Origin of the sequence: Bartonella sp. AA23NXGY (assembly GCF_042197165.1) — a bacterium.
Classification (GTDB): Bacteria; Pseudomonadota; Alphaproteobacteria; order Rhizobiales; family Rhizobiaceae; genus Bartonella.
In genome coordinates this window covers 1-22588 of record NZ_JBHIRO010000012.1, presented here as the reverse complement: position 1 = coordinate 22588, position 22588 = coordinate 1, and the positions used below count along the sequence as shown (strand labels likewise).

At 38.3% G+C, this 22588-nt stretch carries 13 protein-coding genes and 2 pseudogenes; 9 read left to right on the top strand and 6 right to left on the bottom strand.

Annotation, left to right across the window (positions count from 1 at the left end):
• Nucleotides 1–322 precede the first annotated feature (322 nt).
• The 7 genes from ACFINY_RS07210 (at nucleotide 323) to ACFINY_RS07180 (ending at nucleotide 12100) form a co-directional block, all read left to right on the top strand.
• Nucleotides 323–1606: a BID domain-containing T4SS effector gene (locus tag ACFINY_RS07210; protein WP_375612182.1), complete on the top strand. Its 1284-nt coding sequence runs from the start codon at nucleotides 323–325 to the stop codon at nucleotides 1604–1606.
• A 294-nt stretch (nucleotides 1607–1900) separates the two neighbouring features.
• On the top strand, nucleotides 1901–3865 hold the full coding sequence (locus ACFINY_RS07205; RefSeq protein WP_375700951.1) for a BID domain-containing T4SS effector: 1965 nt from the start codon (nucleotides 1901–1903) through the stop codon (nucleotides 3863–3865).
• Nucleotides 3866–4181: 316 nt separating this feature from the next.
• On the top strand, nucleotides 4182–7412 hold the full coding sequence (locus ACFINY_RS07200; protein WP_375700950.1) for a BID domain-containing T4SS effector: 3231 nt from the start codon (nucleotides 4182–4184) through the stop codon (nucleotides 7410–7412).
• Between the two features lie 793 nt (nucleotides 7413–8205).
• Complete coding sequence (gene murJ / locus ACFINY_RS07195) at nucleotides 8206–9777, top strand: murein biosynthesis integral membrane protein MurJ (protein WP_375700949.1); 1572 nt, start codon at nucleotides 8206–8208, stop codon at nucleotides 9775–9777.
• Between the two features lie 60 nt (nucleotides 9778–9837).
• Nucleotides 9838–10908, top strand: coding sequence for a tryptophan--tRNA ligase (gene trpS, locus ACFINY_RS07190; RefSeq protein ID WP_375700948.1), 1071 nt, complete (start codon nucleotides 9838–9840; stop codon nucleotides 10906–10908).
• 62 nt (nucleotides 10909–10970) lie between these two features.
• Entirely contained in the window at nucleotides 10971–11462 is a 492-nt protein-coding gene (locus ACFINY_RS07185) for a universal stress protein (RefSeq protein WP_375612177.1), read from the top strand.
• A gap of 59 nt (nucleotides 11463–11521) precedes the next feature.
• A complete protein-coding gene (locus ACFINY_RS07180) occupies nucleotides 11522–12100 on the top strand; it encodes a NifU family protein (RefSeq protein ID WP_375612176.1) in 579 nt (192 codons plus the stop codon).
• A gap of 469 nt (nucleotides 12101–12569) precedes the next feature.
• Here ACFINY_RS07180 and ACFINY_RS07175 read toward each other — a convergent pair.
• From ACFINY_RS07175 to ACFINY_RS07165, 3 genes and pseudogenes are all read right to left on the bottom strand, one after another.
• Nucleotides 12570–12650: pseudogene (locus tag ACFINY_RS07175) on the bottom strand (DUF4102 domain-containing protein); the annotation flags it as partial.
• A gap of 877 nt (nucleotides 12651–13527) precedes the next feature.
• Nucleotides 13528–13863: a zinc ribbon domain-containing protein YjdM gene (locus ACFINY_RS07170; protein ID WP_273790940.1), complete on the bottom strand. Its 336-nt coding sequence runs from the start codon at nucleotides 13861–13863 to the stop codon at nucleotides 13528–13530.
• Nucleotides 13864–14944: 1081 nt separating this feature from the next.
• A complete protein-coding gene (locus tag ACFINY_RS07165; protein WP_375612175.1) occupies nucleotides 14945–16573 on the bottom strand; it encodes an alpha-D-glucose phosphate-specific phosphoglucomutase in 1629 nt (542 codons plus the stop codon).
• A 217-nt stretch (nucleotides 16574–16790) separates the two neighbouring features.
• On the opposite strand from ACFINY_RS07165, the gene ACFINY_RS07160 reads away from it, so the two are divergent.
• Nucleotides 16791–17315: a peroxiredoxin gene (locus tag ACFINY_RS07160; protein WP_375612208.1), complete on the top strand. Its 525-nt coding sequence runs from the start codon at nucleotides 16791–16793 to the stop codon at nucleotides 17313–17315.
• A gap of 876 nt (nucleotides 17316–18191) precedes the next feature.
• Here ACFINY_RS07160 and ACFINY_RS07155 read toward each other — a convergent pair.
• The 3 genes from ACFINY_RS07155 to pyrF form a co-directional block, all read right to left on the bottom strand.
• On the bottom strand, nucleotides 18192–18725 hold the full coding sequence (locus tag ACFINY_RS07155; protein WP_375613583.1) for a replication protein: 534 nt from the start codon (nucleotides 18723–18725) through the stop codon (nucleotides 18192–18194).
• A gap of 590 nt (nucleotides 18726–19315) precedes the next feature.
• The gene (gene hisS / locus ACFINY_RS07150) at nucleotides 19316–20800 is read right to left on the bottom strand and encodes a histidine--tRNA ligase (RefSeq protein ID WP_375651243.1); all 1485 of its coding nucleotides are present in this window, start codon (nucleotides 20798–20800) and stop codon (nucleotides 19316–19318) included.
• 348 nt (nucleotides 20801–21148) lie between these two features.
• Nucleotides 21149–21994, bottom strand: coding sequence for an orotidine-5'-phosphate decarboxylase (pyrF, locus tag ACFINY_RS07145; RefSeq protein WP_375612171.1), 846 nt, complete (start codon nucleotides 21992–21994; stop codon nucleotides 21149–21151).
• A gap of 481 nt (nucleotides 21995–22475) precedes the next feature.
• On the opposite strand from pyrF, the pseudogene ACFINY_RS07140 reads away from it, so the two are divergent.
• Nucleotides 22476–22588 (top strand): annotated as a pseudogene (locus tag ACFINY_RS07140) (DUF3792 domain-containing protein); the annotation flags it as partial.

The following is a 22588-nucleotide window of genomic DNA, read 5'->3' as shown; positions in this document are numbered from 1 at the left end:
TTTTTCATGTAATCTTTTTTTCAGTGAGTTTCTTGGCGCAAATCATTTTATCGCGATTGCGCCAAGAATTGTTTTAGAATGTTACAAAAAATAGCCCTAAAAATGGCGCCTGTAATTCATGCCGACTATTGATAACTTATTGATAATATTTCACAAAAAAACTGTATAAAAGACACAAATGTCCATTAAGCTGATTGCAAATAGCGCAGATCTTTGGAAGCTCATTCAGCTCGATATTTCTTTTGTCTCAAAGCGATCCAAGCATAAAAGGCAAGAATGCACCAAAGAGGTTTTCTAAAACAATTTTTGAAAGGAAACATGCATGAAAAAAACCCACCCTCATCCTTTTCCATCCTCTTCAATACAAGAACTTATAAAGCTCTATGAACAAGCAGCGGCAGAAGTCTCAGGCGCAGCAGCCCCCCTTCCTAAAGAAACGCCTTCAAAAAGCAAAAGACTGTCATCCATACCGGAAGAAGATGAGGAAAGACAATCTCTTTTAAGAGAAGAAACTGTATATGCATCAACAAATCCAACAGCTTCGTTAACAAGAGGCGGCTCTACCAAAAGGCAGAGAAAACCTGAAACGACACACGCAACAGTTACTTCACAAGTTACCCAAAGGACAACAAGAGTTCTCTCAGAGGAAGAAATCATTCTATTGCTTCCACACCATTCATTAATTAGAACCTATCAAGAAGAAATCCAACATTTATCCGTCAGTGCCTATGGTAACCCAAACATTTTGCAAGAAAAAATGCAGGAAATTCAAAGAAATCCCGCTGCAGGAGAGGAGCTCTCATGGCGCATGGCAGCTCATCCTGAAAGCATCACTAAACTTTCCGGAACCAACATGTTGGGCTTTAAAAATCGAACGCGTAGACAAGCGGAAGAAAGTTTTTCCGCTCTATGCGTTACTATTGATTGTTATACAGAAGCCGTAAAACAGGCAAGAGAGAGCCTCTTACAATCTCCAGAGCAAGAACTCAAAAACTATGAACGCTTAATGGGGAAGGAAGCTGTCACTAAACTTCTACAAAAATCAGATCAACGCGAAAAAGAAACGCTTTCAGAGACAGAAATTTCTACCAAAATTCACCAACATTCAAAAGTCAGAAGACACCATGCCCAAATCCAATATTGGTGCGGAGTTGTTTTTGGCAACACAAACATTTTGCAATCACAAACAGAAGAGCTTTTCCAAAACCCTGAAACAATAGAAGCACTCGCACAGCAACTTGCCGGAAATCCTCAGTCTTTTAACAAATACACTGGTCGTAACTTTTGTGGCTTTAAAAATAAAGCACGCAGACATGCTGAAGCGGGTCTTTCTCACCTCATTGACGCCGCTGACAATTATGCAACAGCTGTAACACAAGTAAGAGAGAGCCTTTCAAAAACTCAGCAGACAAAACAAGGACACAATGAAGCATCTTCTGAGAGAGCGCAAATCTTGCATCAACAACAAAGCGTCTCACAGTCTGCTCAACGCGTTGAGCTTTCAACGGTAACGCATGAAGGAGCAACAACCTCTACGCAACAAAGAGAAACAGATATTCGTCCTCGCAAAACTGCCGCCCCAAAAGCGATGGCTTTTGCCAGTTAAACAGACATAAGTTTTCACGTTGAATCCAACGTCTTGGCGCAACCATAGCAGAGGTGATTTGCGCCAAGAAATGGGGAAATTCATTCCTCCGCTACTTAATCTGAGCTATTGATCAAACAATATTTAGAGAGTGATTATGATCTGAACCATGAGAGTCAAATCTTGTGAAGCTTCTCAGTTTCATATTCTCTTTCATATTAGAGTAAGTGAAAAAGCATAAAACAGAATAAAAACCAACGTACATTTTTAAATAGTATTTAAAAACAATATTGAAAGAGTTTGAAAGGAATATGCATGAAAAAAAGAAATCCCTCCCCTTTTATCACCGAAATGATGGAAAAATTTCAACAACAGGCTGAACAATCCCCCACCAGCCCCCCCCCTCCCCAAGTTTCTCAAAGTTTGCCAAAAGCAACTGTAGAAAAACGCCCAGAAAATTTATCCCACCACCCAAAAGTTGCTCCACCACCTCCCCCACGGATGAAAAGCCCAGTGCAAACCAGCACAATGCCTCCTAACGCCAAAAACCAAGAGACACCTCCCCCACAAAAAAAAGCAGTTCCGCCAAAACCTCCGCGTGTAAAAGAGAGACAACAACATAAACCGACAGTTCAAGAGTCCCCCTTCCTACAGACAAAAGTGGCTCCACCCCCTCCTCCACGCATGAGAGAAAAAACACAAACCAGCACAACAATCTACAACTCAAAAATCCAAGAAAACTCCTCTCCGCACACAAAAACAGCTCCACAAAGACCTCCACGTGCAAAAGAGAGGCAACAACATAAACCAACAGTTCAAGAGTCCCCTTCCCCGCAAAAAAAAATGGCTCCGCCCCCGCCCCCACGTATGAGAGAAAAAACACAAGCCAACGCAAAAATCCAAAAGCATGAAACTCAAGAAAGCCCCTCCACGCGCATAAAAATGGCCCCACAAAGACCACCGCGTGCAAAAGATAGAGAACAAAATAAACCAACTGCTCAAGAATCCCCTTCTCTACAGACAAAAGTGGCTCCGCCCCTTCCCCCACGCATGAGAGAAAGAGCACAAAACGGCACAAAAATTCAAAATCCTGAAACACACGAACCAAGTGTTAGACCCAAAACATCATCACATATGAAAGTCAGGCAGCAAAGCAGTTCATCATCACAAGACAGTGGAACATATGCCGTCCCGCCTTCAAGAAAACCGCACCGTATACAAAACAGAAAACAAAGCGATACTGTCGTCCCAAAAACTTCCTCTCCACACACAGCAATTGAACAACCAAAACCGTCTCACGAACAAAAACCATCTATTAATACAATGGAAAGAGAGCTATTGCTCGTAGCATATCAAGAAGAAATACGATTTTTGAGCGAAAAGGTTTATGGCGAACCGCTTATTTTAAGTGAAAGAATAGAAGCAATCAAAGAAAACCCCGATATGGGAGAACAGCTCTTATGGGATGTTACAGAACGGCCTAAGTTTATTTCTAAGCTTGCTGGTAGAAAAGTTCTTGGCATAAAAAATCATGCGCGCAAACAAGCTGAAGAAACTCTTCCTACCCTACGTGCTGCTATTAACGGTTATGTGTATACTTCAAAATATACAAAAAGTGAAAATATTTCCCAAGGTCCTCACACGGAACAACAACATCAGCGACAAGCACAGGAGGAAGAGCTAACAAATCAACATTTACAAAATCCGCTCACTTCAGAAAAGAGAATAAAACCTCTCTCAAATCAGGAAATTGCTCGCAGAGTTCAACAAGATCCATCGGTTCAATATGGTCAAAGAGAGATCCAATATTGGTGCCAAATTGTTTATAAGGATCCATTTATTTTGCAATATAGAATAGAAGATATGCACAAAATTCCAGAGATAGGAGAAGAAATTGTATTTCAAATTGAAAAGGATTGTACATCTTTTGCTCCTCTTGCTGGTAAGCAAGTCCTTGGCTTAAAAAACGGAGCACGAAAAGCTGCTGAAGAAAATCTTCCTACCCTTTGTACCGCCATTAAGGATTATGCTGATACGATAAAACAGTTAAGAGAAGCAATTGTGCAAAACCATCAGGCAGAACAACAAAAACGTCATCAACCGCTTAACGATCTCGATAAAAAATTGCAACAGCAGCAAAACTTATCGCAGTCCCCGAAGCTACCTGAACGCTCAACAGCAAAGCGGCATCAAGAAGTTGCAGCAACTTCTAGACAAGAAGACCAGCCGCATGTTCGACCGCGCAGAGCCGAAACATCAAAAGCAATGGCTTTGTCGTGATAAATCTCCTAATTGTTGGCTTTTTATCCAAAACTTTGGTGCAATTATCTTGCCAAGATTGCACCAAAGACGGTGTATGAAATACAGAAATTTTTGAATAAGACACCCCATTATTTTACAGAATTCATTGATAAAATTTCACGATAATACTTCAAAATTATAAACTTTAACTTTGTTCCATGCGAATAAGATCAATTTTTTCAATCATTCAAATAGGCATTCTTCTTTGAAGAAAACGCTATGAAAATAATATAAGGCAAAAAATGTAAACAAAGAAGATTTCAAAAATAATGTTACCATTTGAAAGGAAATATGCATGAAAGAAAACACAGAACATTGTGCCTCCTCTACACAGGAAGAATTGCAAGAACAACACTCTGCAATTAATGCAGCCATTTCAAAGCAAATCAATGAAGAAGCGCAAAATTTTTTCTACCCCAATAGCAAAGTGCTTAAAAATAAATACCGCATCAAAGATAACGAAATATTAAAAGAATGCTGTTCTAATGATGTAAAAAAAGAAATGATAAAACTGCACCAAGAACCTCTACCAGAGCAGTTTAATGCCTCTTATCTAAAATACCTTCATCAACGCCTCTTTTCCCATGCATTTGAATGGGCCGGACAAACACGCGAAAAGCCTTTTACATTTGAAGATGGCACTGTTGCTTCTATGCCCATTTTGAAAAGAAAAGAGTTTACAAAAACTTTTGCGATTGGCAGAAAAATACAGGAGGGACTAGAAAAGTTAGATAAAACGCTTGCTGAAAAGAATAATTTACAAGGCTTAACGCGCGAAGAATTCGTTGAACAAGCAGCTGGTATAATGATAGATTTGCACCACTTGCATCCTTTCAGAGAGGGCAATAGGCGCACAAAGAGACTGTTTGTTGAAAAACTCTCTCAAGCAGCAGGACATGAGCTAGACTTTTCTCTTGTGAGCAAAAAACGTAAAGACTTTGTCCGCGCCGCTGCCATGGAACATGGCAACCCAGAGCCTATGAAGCATCTTCTTGAGGATATCTCAAATCCAGAAAAATTGCTCCTATTACGAGAATTCACCAACTCTATGAGAGAGCTTGGATTGGATGAAAAAAATTATCATCTCGCTGTCGTTGCAAAAGAAGGAGAAACCTATCATGGTACCTATAGAGGCAGTGGACCCAATGGCTTCATGCTTGATGCCAACGGCATTTTCATCTTGGGAAATAAAAAAGATCTCACCCCAGAGCAAATACAGACATTAAAAATCGGTGACGCCCTCTCCTTTACAGCACCAAAAGTTCAAAAACCAGAAAAAACCCAGAAAAAAACATTGCTTCCAGAAGAAAAAGAAGAAAAAAGAGCCACTCTTAAAAACGATGAAATAACTGAAAAGAGCAAAGACAAAACATCCATTCAAACAAAGAAAAAGGGAAAATCCTATTTTTCACCATGGATTGCCTCTCATGTTTTACATGACAGCGTTGAAGTTATGCCCAAAAGTTTGCAAGCACAAGAAAAAGAACAAATGGCACAACCAATTGTTCAATCGGCTTCCGCTATGAGGCAAATGCAAAAAGATTTTCAAAAAAATATTTTACAGAGCAGTAATACAGCGACAAATGATCCAATATCTGTCAAAATGACAAAGGAAACACGCTCTGATCATCCAGAAATAGAAAAACAGCCTATCAAAAAAGCAATGGCATACTGGGATACTGGTACAAGAAAAACGGACACCATCCCTCTCACCTTACAGGAGAAATTATCATCACCACCTGAAACCGAAGAAAATAAGACAATACACCGTAATTTCTTTTACCCCAATAGTATCACCTTAAAGAATAAATATGGAATAAAAGACTACGGAAAATTAAAAGTGCAATGTGCCCATGATACAACAAAAGCAATCATTCATCTGCGCCAAGAAGCACCACCACAAAAACTAACCTCCACATATCTCCAATATATTCATCACACCCTATTTAAAAATACTTTTGAATGGGCCGGACAAACACGCGAAAAACCATTTACATTTGAAGATGGTACCGTTGCTTATATGCCAATGATGAAAAAAGCTGGTATTTCTTTTGCCTCAGCAAAACAGATACAGGAGGGACTAGAAAATTTAGATAAAATACTTGCTGAAACAAATAGTTTAAAAGACTTAACCCGCGAAACATTTATTGAACATGTCACTGAAATGTTGATACAACTCAACTATACGCATCCTTTCAGAGAAGGTAATGGACGCACACAACGAATGTTTTTTGAAAAACTTGGGCAAGTTGCTGGCCACACACTCGACTTTTCTCTTGTAACAGAAAAACGCATGAATCTTGCCAGCATTGCATCGCTAAAACATAAAGATAAAGAAGAAATGAAACATCTGCTTGAGGATATCTCAAATCCAGAAAAAATACTTATTTTAAAAGAATTCATGGACAGTATGAAACATATCGGGCTTGAGAGTATTCATCATCATCTTATTATAACAGCAAAAGAAGGTCATACCTATAAAGGCTTTTACAGAGGCAGTGGACCCAATGGCTTTATGCTTGATGCTAACGGAACTTTCATCTTGGGAAATAAAAAAGATCTCACCCCAGAGCAAATACAGACATTAAAAATCGGTGACGCCCTCTCCTTTACAGCACCAAAAATTCAAAACCAGCAAGAAGTGCTTATCCCCGCACAAACAATAGCCCCCCTTACCAACAATGAAATTGCCACAAGGATAAAAAACAACGTTTCCATTCAAGCAAGAAGAAAAGAAATAGAAACTTTGTGCCAAATCATTTATGGCAATCGTCATATTTTGCGGGAAAGAATTGAGATGATCCATGAAAATCATACTGAAGGAGAACAACTCACCTATCAAATTACCACCTCTCCCCAATCGATTTCTAAGCTTTCTGGTAGCAATGTATTTGGCATAAAAAACAACGCGCGCGCCCATGCTGAAGCAAATATTTTGCCCCTCTGTAGAGCCATTGATCGTTATATCAATATTTCTAAACAAACAGAAAGAGACATTCTCCATACCCATCATGTAAAACAAAGGCGGTGTGAACAGTCGGTAGAAATGCCTAAGGCTTGGATGAAAAATCTCCTTTCCTTGTCAAAAGCACAACAGCAAGAAATGTTATCAAACTCTCCTGAATTAAGGGGGGAGATAAGGACTTATATCAAAAAAATCAATGAGCGCTTATCTTCAAACGAGCATGAAGTTATAAAAGAAAATAATCCTGAAAGACTTGCGAAGAGTCTTGGCACATCAACCATTAAAGCAAAAGAGATTATGGAAATAATCAAGCAGATAAAAGAGATAGAACCGCATATACAACCCATGTATTTTTATAACCATAAATTCGATGAGCGCTTCGCACCAAACCAGCATCAATCTATAAAGAAAAACAATGAAAAAAAATGTTCCAACACGCCTGATAAAGAAGCAATTAAAGTGCAAAAAATGACAGAAAACGTCAATCAGAATCCCAAAAGACAAGAAAATATTCAACCTCACAAAACGGCACACGCAAAAGCAATGGCAATGAATGTCTAAAAGGTTCATAAACTTTAACTTTTTCGCCCCCTCTGGTAAAAATGATAGCCTTTATCCCCCTTGCCTTCATCGGCAAATCAATCGCACCTCAACGAGAATGGAAACCATGAGAGAGCAACTTTATCTTATTTTCTCAGATTTTATCCTCATCAACTGTGAAAAGAAACCTGAACAAGAAAAATGCTGTTGAAAGATCATGCCTTCCTATCCTCTTGTTTATGTAATCTCTAAAATGGGAAGGCAGCCACATTTGGGGAGAACATAAAGCCGTAAAAGTGAAAAGTAATCACCAGCTTTACCATCACCTTTTAGGCTTAGCCTTACGACTTTTTAAAACATCTAAAGCGCTGTTTTTTTTAATAATGAATAAATAATGGAAATTACGTATTGCTCCACGCTTTTATTTTATTTGCATTCTTTTAATAGGCTCACACCCCTCACATAAAAAACAGAACGGCATTGGGTTGCACTATTCACGACATCACACCATAAAGAGAAATTATCATTATATATCCCCCTACATGTCTCTTCAAACTGTTATGATATCACTCCCATATTTCAGTTTGAAAAAGAAATTTTAATTATTTTATGGCAACAATAAAAATTTTAATGCAACAGTAAACAAGGAGCATAAAAAAGTCTTCAAGCACCATTGTTGACAGAAAGATAAACACCGTCGTAAAACGCTTTCAAAAAGTATCCTTGATTAGGATAGAGATCAGATTTTTACGATTTAAAACGCTTTATTTCTCCTGTCATCGCTTCTCTTTTACAACAAAGTTGATATATCTTTATGACATTGATTAAAAAAATTGCAACAGTTGCTTCCGGAACCCTCATGAGCCGTATTTTTGGCTTCGTACGCGAAATGCTTATGGCAGCAGCACTAGGAACTGGTCCTGTTTCTGATGCGTTTAATGCTGCTTTCCGTTTTCCCAACACATTCCGCCGTTTTTTTGCTGAAGGAGCCTTTAATGCTGCTTTCATTCCTCTTTTTGCCAAAAAAATCACTGAAGATGGTCACGAAACGGCATGCAAGTTTGCAGAAGAGGTGTTTGGCGTTCTCTTTTCACTGCTCTTACTGTTAACGATTGCGATGGAACTCAGTATGCCTTTTTTGGTACGAACCATTATTGCTCCAGGTTTTACCGAAGATGCAACAAAGCTTAACGCTACAATTCATTTTACGGCGATCATGTTTCCCTATTTAACCTGCATGTCGCTTGCTGCCATGATGGGGGGCATGCTTAATGCACTGCGACGCTATTTTATTGCCGCCATTGCCCCACTCTTTTTAAACATTATTCTGATTGGTGTGCTTGCCTATGCTTGGATCTATAAACTTGACGCTTGGCATATCGGCTTAAATCTCTCTTGGGGTGTATTGGCAGCAGGTCTTATTCAACTCACCTTAATTGCCCTTGCTTTGCGTCAAAGTGGCATGAAAATTTCCTTCCGCCAGCCCCATTTAAGTCCTAATGTTCGTAAGCTATTAACTTTAGCATTCCCCGCAGCCATTACGGGTGGCATCACGCAAATTAATTTGCTTATTAATACCAATATTGCTTCTAGTCAATCGGGTGCTGTCTCTTCTTTGATGTATGCTGATCGTCTTTATCAATTGCCTTTAGGCGTAATCGCCATTGCCGTTGCAACCGTTCTTTTACCAGAATTAACACGCGCTTTGCGAAGTAAAAAGCATGAAGAAACCCACCATTTACAAAACCGCTCTATTGAATTAACGCTATTTTTAACACTTCCAGCATCCATCGCTTTTTTGCTGCTCTCCACTCCCATAGTCAGTTTACTCTTTGAGCGAGGACAATTTACCAGTCAATCAACACACCATGTTGCACAATTACTAGAGCTTTATGGACTAGGACTTCCAGCTTTTGTTCTTATTAAGGTCTTTATTCCTAATTTTTTTGCCCATGAAGATACCAAAACACCGATGATTTTTACAGGTATTTGCGTTTTTATCAATATCGGTCTCGCCTTAACATTATTTCCTATTCTATCTGCACGAGGCATTGTTATTGCTGAAATTACCTCTGGATGGGTCAACACACTGTTGCTTTGGGGGGTCCTTATCAAACGCGGTTATTGGAAATACGACTTCCAACTGATAAAGCGAACATTATGTCTCATGATGGCAACTCTTTTGAGTGCACTAGCCCTCTATTACGGATTGAATGTGCTTGGTTTTTTGTCTTTTCCTTTATCCTCACAAGCATCCTTTTTCTTGCGCGCGATCACCTTAGTAGGGATTATGCTCGGCATATTCTTGATCTATTTTAGTGCCTATTTTTTATTCAACACCCGTTCCTTTTTTCACACGCTTAAAAATTTGAAAAAACGCTCATAATATCTATACTTTGTCAAAAACAATAAAATGAATAACCTTAATTGAAGAAAGAGCACTCCTATGGATACCTTCACACCACTTGTCTTTTCCGGCATACAACCGAGTGGTCACTTACATCTTGGCAATTATCTTGGAGCCATTCAGCATTGGGTTGAACTACAAAACTCTCATCACTGTCTCTATTGTGTTGTGGATATGCATGCGCTCACCGTCAACCCAGATCCCCTTACTTTACGCGAATCCATCAGAACAGTGACAGCAGCCTTTTTAGCCGCCGGTATCGATCCTCAAAAACATATTATTTTTAATCAATCACGTGTTTTTCAACATGCTGAACTCGCCTGGATTTTAAATTGTGTTGCCCGCATTGGCTGGCTTCAACGCATGACACAATTTAAAGATAAAGCGGGAAAAGATCGTGAAAAAGCATCCCTCGGGCTTTTTGCCTATCCCACTTTGATGGCTGCTGATATTTTAGTCTATCGTGCAACGCATGTTCCAGTAGGCGAAGATCAAAAACAGCATGTTGAACTCACACGCGATATTGCACAAAAATTTAACAACGACTATGCACAGCGTATTGCCGAATTAAATTTTGGCATCTCTATGCAAACAGATGAAGAAAAAAGACAAGGCTTTTTTCCTCTTCCAGAAGCACTGATTGGAACAACAGCCACACGCGTTATGTCTTTGCGCGATGGGACGAAAAAAATGTCAAAATCAGATCCTTCAGATTTTTCACGCATTAATTTGACCGATGACGCTGATCTTATCGCAAAAAAAATACGCAAAGCCAAAACGGATTCGGCTCCACTTCCCGATACCCTTGCCGCTTTAAAAGAACGACCAGAAGTAGATAACCTGCTTGGTATTTATGCCGCCTTTGCCAAAGTTAGCAAAGAAAAGATTCTTTTAGAATTTTCTGGTCAACAATTTTCGCATTTTAAAACAGCTCTAGCCGACCTTGTTGTCCATAAGCTTGCCCCTATAACAGAAGAATTACGTCGCCTTCATCAAGAAAGCGGTTATATCGACTCTGTTTTGCATGATGGCGCTAAACGTGCTAGTATGCTCGCAGAAGAAAATATGAAAAAAATTCGTGAAATTATTGGATTTTTGCAAGATACATAAAAATAATAAAACTAAAAACTGTAGAGAGCAAAAAAATCGTTTGTACAAAATAGAGAAAGTGCATGATTTCCAAACCCCAAAATCCGAAAAAAGAACCAAAGAAAAAAAACTTAGTTATTATCGATGAAACACCAGAGTGTCGGCGTGCCGTTGCGTTTGCCGCACAGCATGCCCAAAATACCAGTAGAACATTGGTATTACTTTGTGTCGTTGATAGTGTAGAATTTCAACATTTTCTGGGTGTAAACAACGTTATGCGTACAGAATCAAAGCAAAGTGCTCATAAAATATTAGGAGACATTGCCAGTGAAGTCCGCACCACCCATGCGCTTGAAACAGAAATAGTAGTGCGTGAAGGAAAAAAAATTGATGAGATTTCTAAACTGATCGACGAAGATAAAAGGATTGCACTGATTGTTTTAGCAGCCAGTGGACATACAGAAGGACCAGGACCCCTTGTTCAATTAATCGGGAATAAAGGAACAGCTTTTTCAATCCCTGTCATTGTTATTCCTAGCAATCTTGCCGATGAAGATATTAGATCTATTGCCTAAAAAATATAATATTCTACAATGTAAGATCTTCCCAAGCCTTCATTATAAAAGGAGAATCTATGTTTATTCAAACTGAAACCACCCCAAACCCTGCAACACTTAAATTCCTGCCAGGACGCGTGGTTCTTTCTGAAGGCGTATTAGAATTTCGTGACCGTGAAGAAGCAGCTAAAAACTCACCTTTAGCGGCTAAACTGTTTAATATTCCCAATATCAATGGTGTCTTTTTAGGTTATGATTTTATCACCGTAAGCAAAAAAGAAGGGGAATGGCAACATCTTAAGCCCGTCATTTTAGGCACAATTATGGAACATTTTCTATCCAATGAGCCAGTGATCACCACCAACGCCACAACACAAGCACAAACCCATGCCCTTAACGAAGAGTTTTATGACGAAAAAGATGCTGATATTGTCTTAACCATTAAAGAGCTCCTTGAAACACGTATCCGCCCCGCAGTTGCCAACGATGGTGGAGACATTACTTTTCGTGGATTTGAAAATGGTATTGTTTATCTCAATATGCGCGGCTCCTGCGCTGGATGTCCCTCTTCAACAGCAACACTCAAACATGGTATTGAAAATCTTTTACGCCATTTTATCCCTGAAGTTTTAGGCGTTGAAGCCATGCCACAATAAATGTTGAAGCCATGCCACAATAAATATTGACCTCAATAGGTAAAATAACCACACCGATTGCCCCTCTTCAACAGCGCTCAAACATGGAGTGCAAAAATCTTACGTCATTTTATTCCTGAAATTTTCGAAGTAAGCCATGCAGTCATAAAAATAGAGTACTGTTAAAAAAATCTGTCCAATAATGATACCTTCACTCACCTTTCACCTCCACATATGCCTTAAAAAGATTTCAAAGCCCCCTTTAAGAAGCATAAGTTATTTCAACAAACCAATCGTACACAGAAGTACAATGCATGGGTGTGCACTTTAAATTTATTTTGTTTTATAATCTTGTCATGCAATTTTAACGAGGAAAACACGACCTCGTTAAAAAAAGAAAACCCAAAAAAGAAAACATTGTAAGATAGAGTGCTCATTTGCTCTATCTTTCTCAGTGCTTCCAACGACAAATCACGCAAAATACTTCTTGTAGCAAGCCGGCACCATCATCATATCTGCCAGCCCCTAATGATGCGACAGCTCTTTCATTAAGACGATTCATAAGAGTCATTTTTAATCCTTTCTTTCCTCATTTTTACCCACACGCCAGCCCCGCGTGTGGTGTGCAAGCAAGTGATTTTAATTGATTCAACATGGAACAGATTTGAAATGAGAGAATCCCACGTTATTCGGGGTTCTAATTCAATATGAATAACGCTAATTTATTATTATAAATCAATATGTTGTTTCAGACACTCGACAAAGATCACATTTTGCAACTTGCAATGAGAATTCTGACATTCTTCTTATTTCAATTATGTTTTTATTGCATCAATCAAAATCGTCCGCTTACACAGCACAAACTGGATAATAACAAAAACTATTTTTAATAGCTCTTATGTACACTTTTATAAGAGATTGTTGCAGTACTAAGAGCTGGAAAATGCATGGCAATAAGACCTTATCAAGATCATAGCGTCCTTTTTCCATTCTTAAAATCAAGAATTTCCTCTATCATTTTCAATCTCATTTCCATAAATATGACGCAAAAGGTGTAACTACCCATAAAAAATAAATACATTGAAGCCAGATCTATTATGGTTGTTTGAGAAATTATCTGATAAAAAAAAATGAGAATATTTTTTCAATTCAGCAGGAATAAGTTTGTCTACTTTACGGTATTGTTCTTCTCATAAAGCGCATACTTTTATTGTTGCTTATGAGTCAACATCCAGTCCCCTCATAACCGCATATTAAAAGAAAAGAAAGAGTCGCTATTTCTTTGCGATACATGGCCTTACAATAAAGGAAAACATATTGCTCCTATCTGATTGGTGTAATCTATGAAACAAGAAAAGAAGCCATTGGAGAAAAATATGTCCAATTAGAGAAGAATGTAAAAATAGAAAACCAACGAAATGCAAAAACAATTGCAAGAGGACAAATGCTTAAACTTTTTTCACAAACTCCGACTTTAAACTCATCTGACCAATCCCTGGAATTTTGCAATCGATATTATGATCCCCATCCACCAAGCGAATATTCTTTACCTTCGTCCCCCCTTTTAAAACAGATGAAGCGCCTTTTACTTTCAGATCTTTTATCACCATAACGGTATCTCCGTTTGTTAAAATCTGACCATTGGCATCATAAACAGTATTGGCAAGAACCGTATCATCGTTTTTTTGTGGCCATTCATGCGCGCATTCAGGACACACAAAATTTTCACCATCTTCATAAGTATAAAGACAATCACAACGAGGACATTTGGGATATTGGGTCATAAATTCCCCTTTTTTAGAAAAAACATTCATTATGACTGGTCATAAAGCAAGAAGTGCTTATTGTCCATTATTTTAGAAAAATGTTTCCCTTTGTTTCAATCCTCATCTGCCAACTGTGTTCATGAATGCTATCATTCACATACTATACACAAGTTTATAAAAATGATTGATCATTATACAACTCAAATAAGCCCCCCGCATATCATAAAATTTACGCACTTCATTCTCTCTAATAAATTAATCAAAATCATTTTCTTATACATCACCAATGCAATTAACGAATGGATAACAAAACAATTAGAAAAGGAACATCTCTGAATAAAACGTTCTCAGAGAGCTAAAAACTATTGCAGCATTGAGAAACAAGAAAATGATGTCCCCAACTTAACCTTTTATTTAAGTAAAGATAACAGTCATAATGTTAGAGAACAGACTGATTTATGATCATAGTTAATGGTTTTGTATATTGAATGAGAGCCGATAAATAAGCTGAGATTCTCTCAACCCCTTTTACATTGAAACAACCAAAGCCTTTTGTTTGCATGTTACAAGTAGGAAAATCCGTGTAAAACGATTATCCAAAATACTAAATACTCTCAAATATAAGAGCCAACATTGAAAGCGGGCAAAGTGAATAATGGTGCCGTCTTACTCTCTCATAAGCGTAAAAATGGTGCTGCTCAATGGATGGATGGCCGGTTATCCCTTTCAAAGCAACACGCATAAGATGCGTTTTTAGTGTCTTGAGAGAGAAGATTCTTTAAAACAAACATATGAAATGTGCAACAATGATCGTATTTTGTTTTGTATGAGAAACATTCCCCTATTAAACAAAAATTGCTATCAAGCCATTGAGCAAACCCATTGGACATAAATGCTCCGATTATGCTCGATTATAATTTCCTACAGCATTTAGTTTTAAGAATCCGGCAGTTTGAGGAATCCGATTGATATGTAAGGGAGGAAAAAACAAAGAGAGCTTGAAAATGGAAGATCTCCCTTATGCACATAAAATCACACCCCTAAAATCACACCCATGTAATCAATCATCATACCTTTACAAAAAAACATTCCAATGATCTTAGGTGATAATATCAGGGTGATCTCTCCCCAATGCTTGTTGTATGTTTAACAGTTTTAGTGCCACCTGTTGCAAAGGTTGGAGAACTTCTTGCGGATTAAAATTGTGTTTGCGCGGATCACTTTCATACTGTTCAAAATAAAGTCGTAAAGTAGCACCTAGCGTCCCTGTTCCCGACAAACGAACCACCAACCGTGCGCCATTCTCGAAAAAAATACGTATACCTTGCCGCGTGCTAACGCTCTGATCAACGGGATCATGATATGTAAAATCATCTGCTTTTTTGACGAAAAATCCAGCAATTTCAGTTCCTGCATGTGGTAAGTGCGCACGCAAATACTCTATAAGTGCCAAGGCTTTGTCTGCTTCGACTTCTTCATAATCATGCCGTAACGTGTAAAAACGCCCATAGGTGAACCAATGCTGTTGAACAATCTGTGCGACAGTTTTTTCTGTTACCGCTAAAAGATTTAACCAAAATAGGACAGCCCATAAACCATCTTTTTCGCGGATGTGATGAGAGCCAGTTCCAAAGCTTTCTTCACCACAAAAGGTTACTTTCCCCGCATCCAAAAGGGTTCCAAAAAACTTCCATCCCGTTGGCGTTTCAAAAAAGTTTAATCCGTGTTTTTCCGCAACTAAATCAGCAGCACGCCCCGTTGGCATAGAACGCGCTATCCCCACAACACCTTTTCGATATCCTTTAATGAGGTGTGCATGTTCAGCCATAATAGCCAAAGAATCCGAAGGCGAGACAAATTGCCCACGACCAATAATGAGGTTACGATCTCCATCACCATCAGAGGCTGCGCCAAGATCTGGTCCTTGCTCTGACATCAATAAATCATAAAGAGCCTTGGCATAAACCAAATTGGGATCTGGATGACCGCCTCCAAAATCTGGCAAAGGAATACCATTAACCACCGTCCCTTCAGAAAATCCTAAGCATTTTTCAAAAATTTCATGGGCATAAGGCCCTGTTACCGCATGCATGGCATCAAACCGTAAAGTAAGACCTCGAGCAACGGCCTTAGCAATACAGTCAAAATCAAAAAGCTCTTGCATCAAAGCAACATAATCAGCGACAGGATCGATAATATCAATCCGCATGGCTCCCATAAAGACCGTACCTTGCCTATCTAAATCAATATCTGGTGCTTCAAGAATTTTATAAAAGGAAAGACGTTGCGATGTTGCAAAAATAGCATCACATAAAGAATTAGGAGCCGGTCCACCATTGGAAACATTGTATTTGATACCACAATCTCCCTCTGGACCACCAGGATTATGGCTTGCAGAAAGAATAAGTCCACCATGGGCATGAGTTTTACGAATAAGATGCGAAACAGCAGGTGTAGAAAGAATACCGCCCCTTCCCATTTTAATACAAGAAACACCATGCGCCGCCGCCATCTTCAACACAATCTGAAGAAGAGTACGATTAAAAGTGCGCCCATCCCCCCCAAGAATCAACAGTTTTCCTTCAAGAGGCCCAATGTTATCAAAAAGAGACTGTATAAAGTTTTCTACATAATGGGGTTGTTGAAAAACAGACACTTTTTTGCGCAAACCAGACGTTCCCGGTTTTTGCCCCTCAAAAGCCGTGGTTAAAACTGTCTTTATGGTCATATCAATACCTTTATATGATTTCCTATAATTTTAAGGTGAAGAGTATCCAAAGTCGACCATTAATTCTACTTGACGGAAGTGTGAAATATTTGCACACTCGTTAGAAGTAAGAATTTTTTAAGAAGCCCTTTTATTTAAAACAATCTTTCCCATATGTTTTTAAATACGAAGGCTGTTTTAAAACAAAATTTTCGTAAAAGAATACAGGAGCATCATGATGATGAAAAAAACAGTTCCCAATGTAACATTCCACACACGTGTACGCGATGAATCAATGGCTGGAGACAATCCTTATCGGTGGCAAGAAGTTAACAGCGATGCTTACTTTAAAGGAAAGCGTGTTATTCTTTTTTCTCTTCCTGGAGCTTTTACCCCTACTTGCTCAACCTTTCAGCTGCCTGATTTTGAAAAACTCTATGATGAATTTAAACAAGCGGGTATTGATGAAATTTATTGTCTTTCCGTCAATGATGCTTTTGTCATGAATGCTTGGGGAAAAGCACAAAATATCAAAAATGTGAAATTAATTCCCGATGGCTCTGGTGAATTCACGCGCAAAATGGGTATGCTGGTTGCAAAAGACAATGTTGGTTTCGGCATGCGATCATGGCGCTATGCTGCTGTTATTGATGATGGTGTGGTTGAACAATGGTTCGAAGAAGCGGGTTTTTCAGATAATTGTGCAACAGATCCTTACGAAGTTTCTTCACCACAACATGTTTTAAAAGCCTTGAAAAGCTAATTTCCCCAATCGTCCATTTAAATAAAACTTTACGACACAAATTTTCTGAGGAGGAAGATTTGTGTCGTTTACTTTTTACAACATCTATTCGTGAAAACAGACACGATAAGTTGATTGTGCGCCTTCTGTGAGAAAATATTCCAACAATAATTTTTCAATAAATCTTTCATGTTTTAATGGCTTTGCAAAAGCTTGGAAAATTGCTGATGAAAAATCCCGTTGTAGCGCTAAAAAATCAAAGAGTTAAAAGCTGTTGCACGCTATCAAAAAATGGGATTGCAATTGCCAAATGCGCAAATTCATGCAAAACTCTCTCAGAAACATCAAGGACTAACGTATTGATGAAATATGCAAGATCAATGCTAAATTTCTCATACTGAGAAAAACTTTGTATCGAACAATACTTTGATTTATAAAGATAATTTATAATTTTGCATATTGAATGAGAGGAGCCGAATATCATAAGATTGTTTTATTTTATCCCTTCTTATATTGAATCCCTTAAAACTATTTTCTTGCTCATTAGCAAGTGGGATTGGCATATGAATAAACGATTAAAAAGAGTAAAAATACCTCTCGTAAACGCGCCAAAATACAAGAGCTATGAACATCATTACTGCAAAGTTCACAAAAGTACCAAGAAAGAAAATACAGATCAAACATTTGTTTGAAGAGGTGCACAGTTCAAATTAACTTATGTCTCATAAAAAGAAGAAAATATGGCATAAAAACCGCCCTGCATAAAGAACCATTCATAGAGAATATTAAATCAAAAAAAATCCCGCAAACATTCCAATTCACATACCATAAACAGACTCATTGCTGTTCTCATAGCCATTTATTCTAAGCTTTTATTTTTCTCTAAGAGAAAAACGGTTAAAGGAGTTGTTTATTCGGGTATTCTACCGTAAAGTGTGCTTCTATCTCTTCCTCTTCATCGAACTCAAAATCTTCATCACATTCAGGAAGACCAAAAATATCTGGATTGATGAAATAACAATCTTTTTTTGTCCCCTTCGCTACAATTTTATTCTTTTCTAATTCTTTGATACCTTCTTTAAAACTTTCAAAATTAAGATATTCTGGTTCTTGAATTGAAAGATCGCAAGTCAAAAATTCTTCAAGAATATCATGATCCAATGTTATCTGATCAAACCATAAATCCACATCATCCCCCTCATCTAACATTTTCCCTACCTGCCACAACATCACAAAAAATGCTTTCATACCACTAAATGATAGCCCAAAAATCATACGCCGACACGACGAGGCGCCTGAAAAGGTAATTTGCGGAAGATCTTCAAATCCGAAATTTGAAGGAGGAAGTTTAAATGATTTTCCAATATTCTCAGGTCTTTCAAGAATAAAGGGATTTCGTTCATAGAGCAGAGTAAAATCATATTGGACCATTTTCATTTCTCCGTTAAAGAATTGACTTTATGAAAAATGCATATTATCAGTAAGTTACCATTATGGCAGCTTACAATTCATCCAAACATGCTCCTGTAAAAAATTGTTCGATTTAAGTCATTCCATTGTTTTTTGAAGCTTAAAAAGTCTTTTAGGATAAAACGCTCTAGTTCTCCCTCCTTTTGCAATAAGGCTAGATTTTGTAATGTCCAAGAAGAGAACATCAAAGGATTTGATACTCATAGATGAGAATTCAAAGATGAAGCCAATATGAACTTGTCAATATTTTTATAAACTTTTTCAGAAGCGTTACGTGAAACCCTTTAATTTTCTCAGAGTTTTTGTTCGTTACAATTTTTTTTGCTCATTTTAACGCATTACCATCGCATCCTCAGAAGGGCACGTTTTATAGCAAATAGCGCTTATTTATCTCTTAAAAAATCTCTCTTTTATGCCGCACACACTTCAAAACCGCGCTTTTGAACGCGTGCACCAACACGTATAAACGAGCAAAGCACAAATTTTAAAAATTGAATTTCAAATTTCCAAAATATTTCAAACAATCACTTCGATAAAGACTTTTACCATTATCATTTTTGGGCGGCTAAAATATCCTGTACTGTTTTGACCAATTGATCTTCATCAACCGTCACTTGTGCTGGTCGACTTTCACGCCATGTTTGATTATCCTTAATTTCATGAGACAAACGCGCCCCTTCAATCAAATCTTTAATCTGTATTTTTCCGCTCTCACGTTCTTGTGAGCCTTGGATAACCACACAAGGCGCTTGGCGTCGATCTGCATATTTCATCTGCGCTTTTATCCCCGATGCCCCCAAATAGAGCTCAGCACGAATTCCCGCACTACGCAACTGCATCACCATTTTTTGATAACCAGCAACCGCCTCTGGCTCTTTATCCATCATCAGCACCACAACCGGCCCTGTTGTCTCCTTCATAGGCAACTTTTCAAGATTTTGCAAAGCAGCGATCAAGCGCGAGACCCCGATTGAAAAACCTGTTGCTGGAATGTTTTCACCACGAAAGCGTGCCACCAATCCATCATAGCGCCCACCACCACCAACGGAGCCAAAAACAACTTTCTGCCCATCATCATTGAAAACATCAAACAGCAACGTAGCCTCAAAAACAGGACCTGTATAATAATCCAGTCCACGCACCACCGATGGATCAATCTTGATACGATTCTGAAAGCCATTTGCGGCAAAAATTGCTTGCATTTCCTCAAGCTCACGAATTCCCTCACGCCCTTGAACATGATCACCAACCACTTCTTTAAGAGCCTCAAGCGTTTCTTCTGCTGTTTCAGCTCCAACAGCAGTTAAGGTAAGAATACACTCAATCTCTTTATCCTTAAGCTCCGCCCCTTTTGTAAAGTCACCACTTTCATCCAAACGCCCTTTTCCCAAAAGCAAACACACCCCTTCAGAACCAAATTTATCCAGTTTATCAATTGCTCTTAAGACAGTTAAGCGCTTTTCAACCTGCTCATTTCCCCCCAAACCAATTTTCTCTAAAACGCAATCGAGAATTTTTCTGTTGTTCAGACGAATGGCATATTCATGATGCTGAAACCCTAGTTTTTCCAAACTATCAGCTGCCATCATACAAATTTCGGCATCAGCTGCTACCATTGGTGTTCCAACAATATCCGCATCAAACTGCATAAATTGCCGAAACCGCCCTGGACCTGGTTTTTCATTGCGAAAAACAAAGCCAAGACGATAACTGCGATAAGGCTTTGGCAAAATTTCAAAATTCTCGGCAAAATAACGAGCAAGAGGCGCGGTAAGATCATAGCGCAAAGACATCCATTGCTCATCATCATCTTGTAGCGAAAAAACGCCCGCATTTGGACGATCTGAATCCGGTAAAAACTTACCCAGCACATCTGTATATTCAAAAATTGGAGTTTCTAGCGCTTCAAAACCGTAAAGTTCATAAACTTCACGAATTTGCGCAATCATTGTTTCAGTTGCATACAACTGTGCACTTGTACGATCAACAAACCCACGGGGTAAACGGGCTTTGGTTTTTTCTTGTTTTGATGACATGTTTTTCTCTAACAACAATATATATTCACCGATAACGTGTGTCTATCTTATAGAAACAAACGCTGCAATAACTTTATCAACTGGAAACTGGTAACAATATGCATAAGCTTTTGCTTTTAAAAGATGCAAACCTTTACCCTTAAGGCAATCTACTGAAAATATTTGCATTTTCAATAAGAACATAGCCCCCGCTCAACATGAAATGCCCGCTTAACATTCAATGAAAAGACATCTGTGCTTGTTGAAAGAAACCTCAAAGCGACAGTTGATTCTTGATAAATCGAAAGCATCCCCCTCAAAACCCCTCCCTCTCAGAATTCTTCAGATTTATTACAGATGCAAAAATCTTCAAGACATCAGTGTGCTTTGCGCTTGTTCTGCAAAATGATTGATAACATTTTTTAAATCAACAATATTTCGTCCAGCATCTGTAATAGAGCGTGATACAGAGGGAATAACATTCTGCAAAAGTCTTTGTGGAAATTGATTTGCTAGTTGTGTCATTGTTCCACCTTGAGCGCCAATACCCGGAACGAGAAACAGACTATTTTTTAACTGCTCGATTGTGTCTTTTGATTCAGATCCTAATGTCGCTCCTATAACCGCACCTATGGGGCCAATATTATGATGAATAACCGAAGACTGACTATTATAATCACAAATACACTGTGCAAGATGAAGAGAGAGTGTCTGATCACCAATAAGGGCATTTCGTATTTGTTTCCCCTCTGGATTAGAAGACTGAACAACCACAAAAACCCCTGCTCCTGTTTCTTCTGCAACCTTTATCAGAGGAATAAGAGCATCAAAACCCAAAAAAGGATTAACTGTCATGGCATCCACCTTGAACGCACTACTTGGACCAAGCCAAGCCTTACCATAGGCTTCAGCAGTAGAGCCAATATCCCCCCTTTTTGCATCCGCCAGAACCAATATGCCTTGTTCGTGTGCATTTTCAATCAGTTCTTTGAGAGCTTGAAGACCTTCCACACCATATAATTCAAAAAATGCGACTTGCGGCTTTATAATACCTACTTTACCAACAACTGCTGTTAAGAGAATATCACAAAAATCTTTTAGACCTTTATAATCAAAGCTTAGTTTCCACGATTGCAAAACTTTATGGCTCGGATCAAAGCCAATACAAAGAGGTCCATAGATTTCACGATTTTTAAAAAAAGTTGAACGAAACATTTTATATCCTAACAAGGTCTCTCTTTAAACTTTTTGATACAATCAAAAAGAAAAGCATTTGTCAAAAGAATACAATAGCGCAAACACAAAGAAAGAGCTCTCTATACAAAATGTGCTTTTATTTATGAAACATAAATATATTCCCATTCGTAACGCTTATCATATGTTTATCGACCAAGACGTTGTCATGAGATAAAAATTCAAATTTATGAAAGAATATAAACAAAACAGCATCTATATTATAATGACCTCATAAAGCCCTATAGGCATGCCTTGTCGTTTTCACCCCCCTTTTTTATGATCAACAAAAACTCTCTATGAACGCGCTTTAAACAAAAGTTTCAAAAGAAAATGCCCCACCATGATGATCTCGATCTTAGCTTTAGATTTTTCCTATTCCTTTTTGGCGCATATCTATTCACTTTTGGAACATAATTTGCAAAAAGGCATTGTATCTCCAGCATATTCAAGGAGATAAAACATGGAAACTCGCATTCCTGAAAACACACCATTTGAGACGAATTTTCTAGGAGAAACGTCTCTAGAAGAAAAGTATTCACTCTTTCACACACCCATTTCATGGTCCGCAATCTT

Excerpts from the sequence above, each read along its gene's own strand:
- ACFINY_RS07165 (WP_375612175.1), bottom strand. The coding sequence starts at position 16,573 with ATGACCATAAAGACAGTTTTAACCACGGCTTTTGAGGGGCAAAAACCG.
- ACFINY_RS07210 (WP_375612182.1), top strand. The coding sequence starts at position 323 with ATGAAAAAAACCCACCCTCATCCTTTTCCATCCTCTTCAATACAAGAA.
- pyrF (WP_375612171.1), bottom strand. The coding sequence starts at position 21,994 with ATGTTTCGTTCAACTTTTTTTAAAAATCGTGAAATCTATGGACCTCTT.
- ACFINY_RS07200 (WP_375700950.1), top strand. The coding sequence starts at position 4,182 with ATGAAAGAAAACACAGAACATTGTGCCTCCTCTACACAGGAAGAATTG.
- ACFINY_RS07170 (WP_273790940.1), bottom strand. The coding sequence starts at position 13,863 with ATGACCCAATATCCCAAATGTCCTCGTTGTGATTGTCTTTATACTTAT.
- ACFINY_RS07185 (WP_375612177.1), top strand. The coding sequence starts at position 10,971 with ATGATTTCCAAACCCCAAAATCCGAAAAAAGAACCAAAGAAAAAAAAC.
- hisS (WP_375651243.1), bottom strand. The coding sequence starts at position 20,800 with ATGTCATCAAAACAAGAAAAAACCAAAGCCCGTTTACCCCGTGGGTTT.
- trpS (WP_375700948.1), top strand. The coding sequence starts at position 9,838 with ATGGATACCTTCACACCACTTGTCTTTTCCGGCATACAACCGAGTGGT.
- murJ (WP_375700949.1), top strand. The coding sequence starts at position 8,206 with ATGACATTGATTAAAAAAATTGCAACAGTTGCTTCCGGAACCCTCATG.
- ACFINY_RS07160 (WP_375612208.1), top strand. The coding sequence starts at position 16,791 with ATGATGAAAAAAACAGTTCCCAATGTAACATTCCACACACGTGTACGC.
- ACFINY_RS07180 (WP_375612176.1), top strand. The coding sequence starts at position 11,522 with ATGTTTATTCAAACTGAAACCACCCCAAACCCTGCAACACTTAAATTC.
- ACFINY_RS07155 (WP_375613583.1), bottom strand. The coding sequence starts at position 18,725 with ATGGTCCAATATGATTTTACTCTGCTCTATGAACGAAATCCCTTTATT.
- ACFINY_RS07205 (WP_375700951.1), top strand. The coding sequence starts at position 1,901 with ATGAAAAAAAGAAATCCCTCCCCTTTTATCACCGAAATGATGGAAAAA.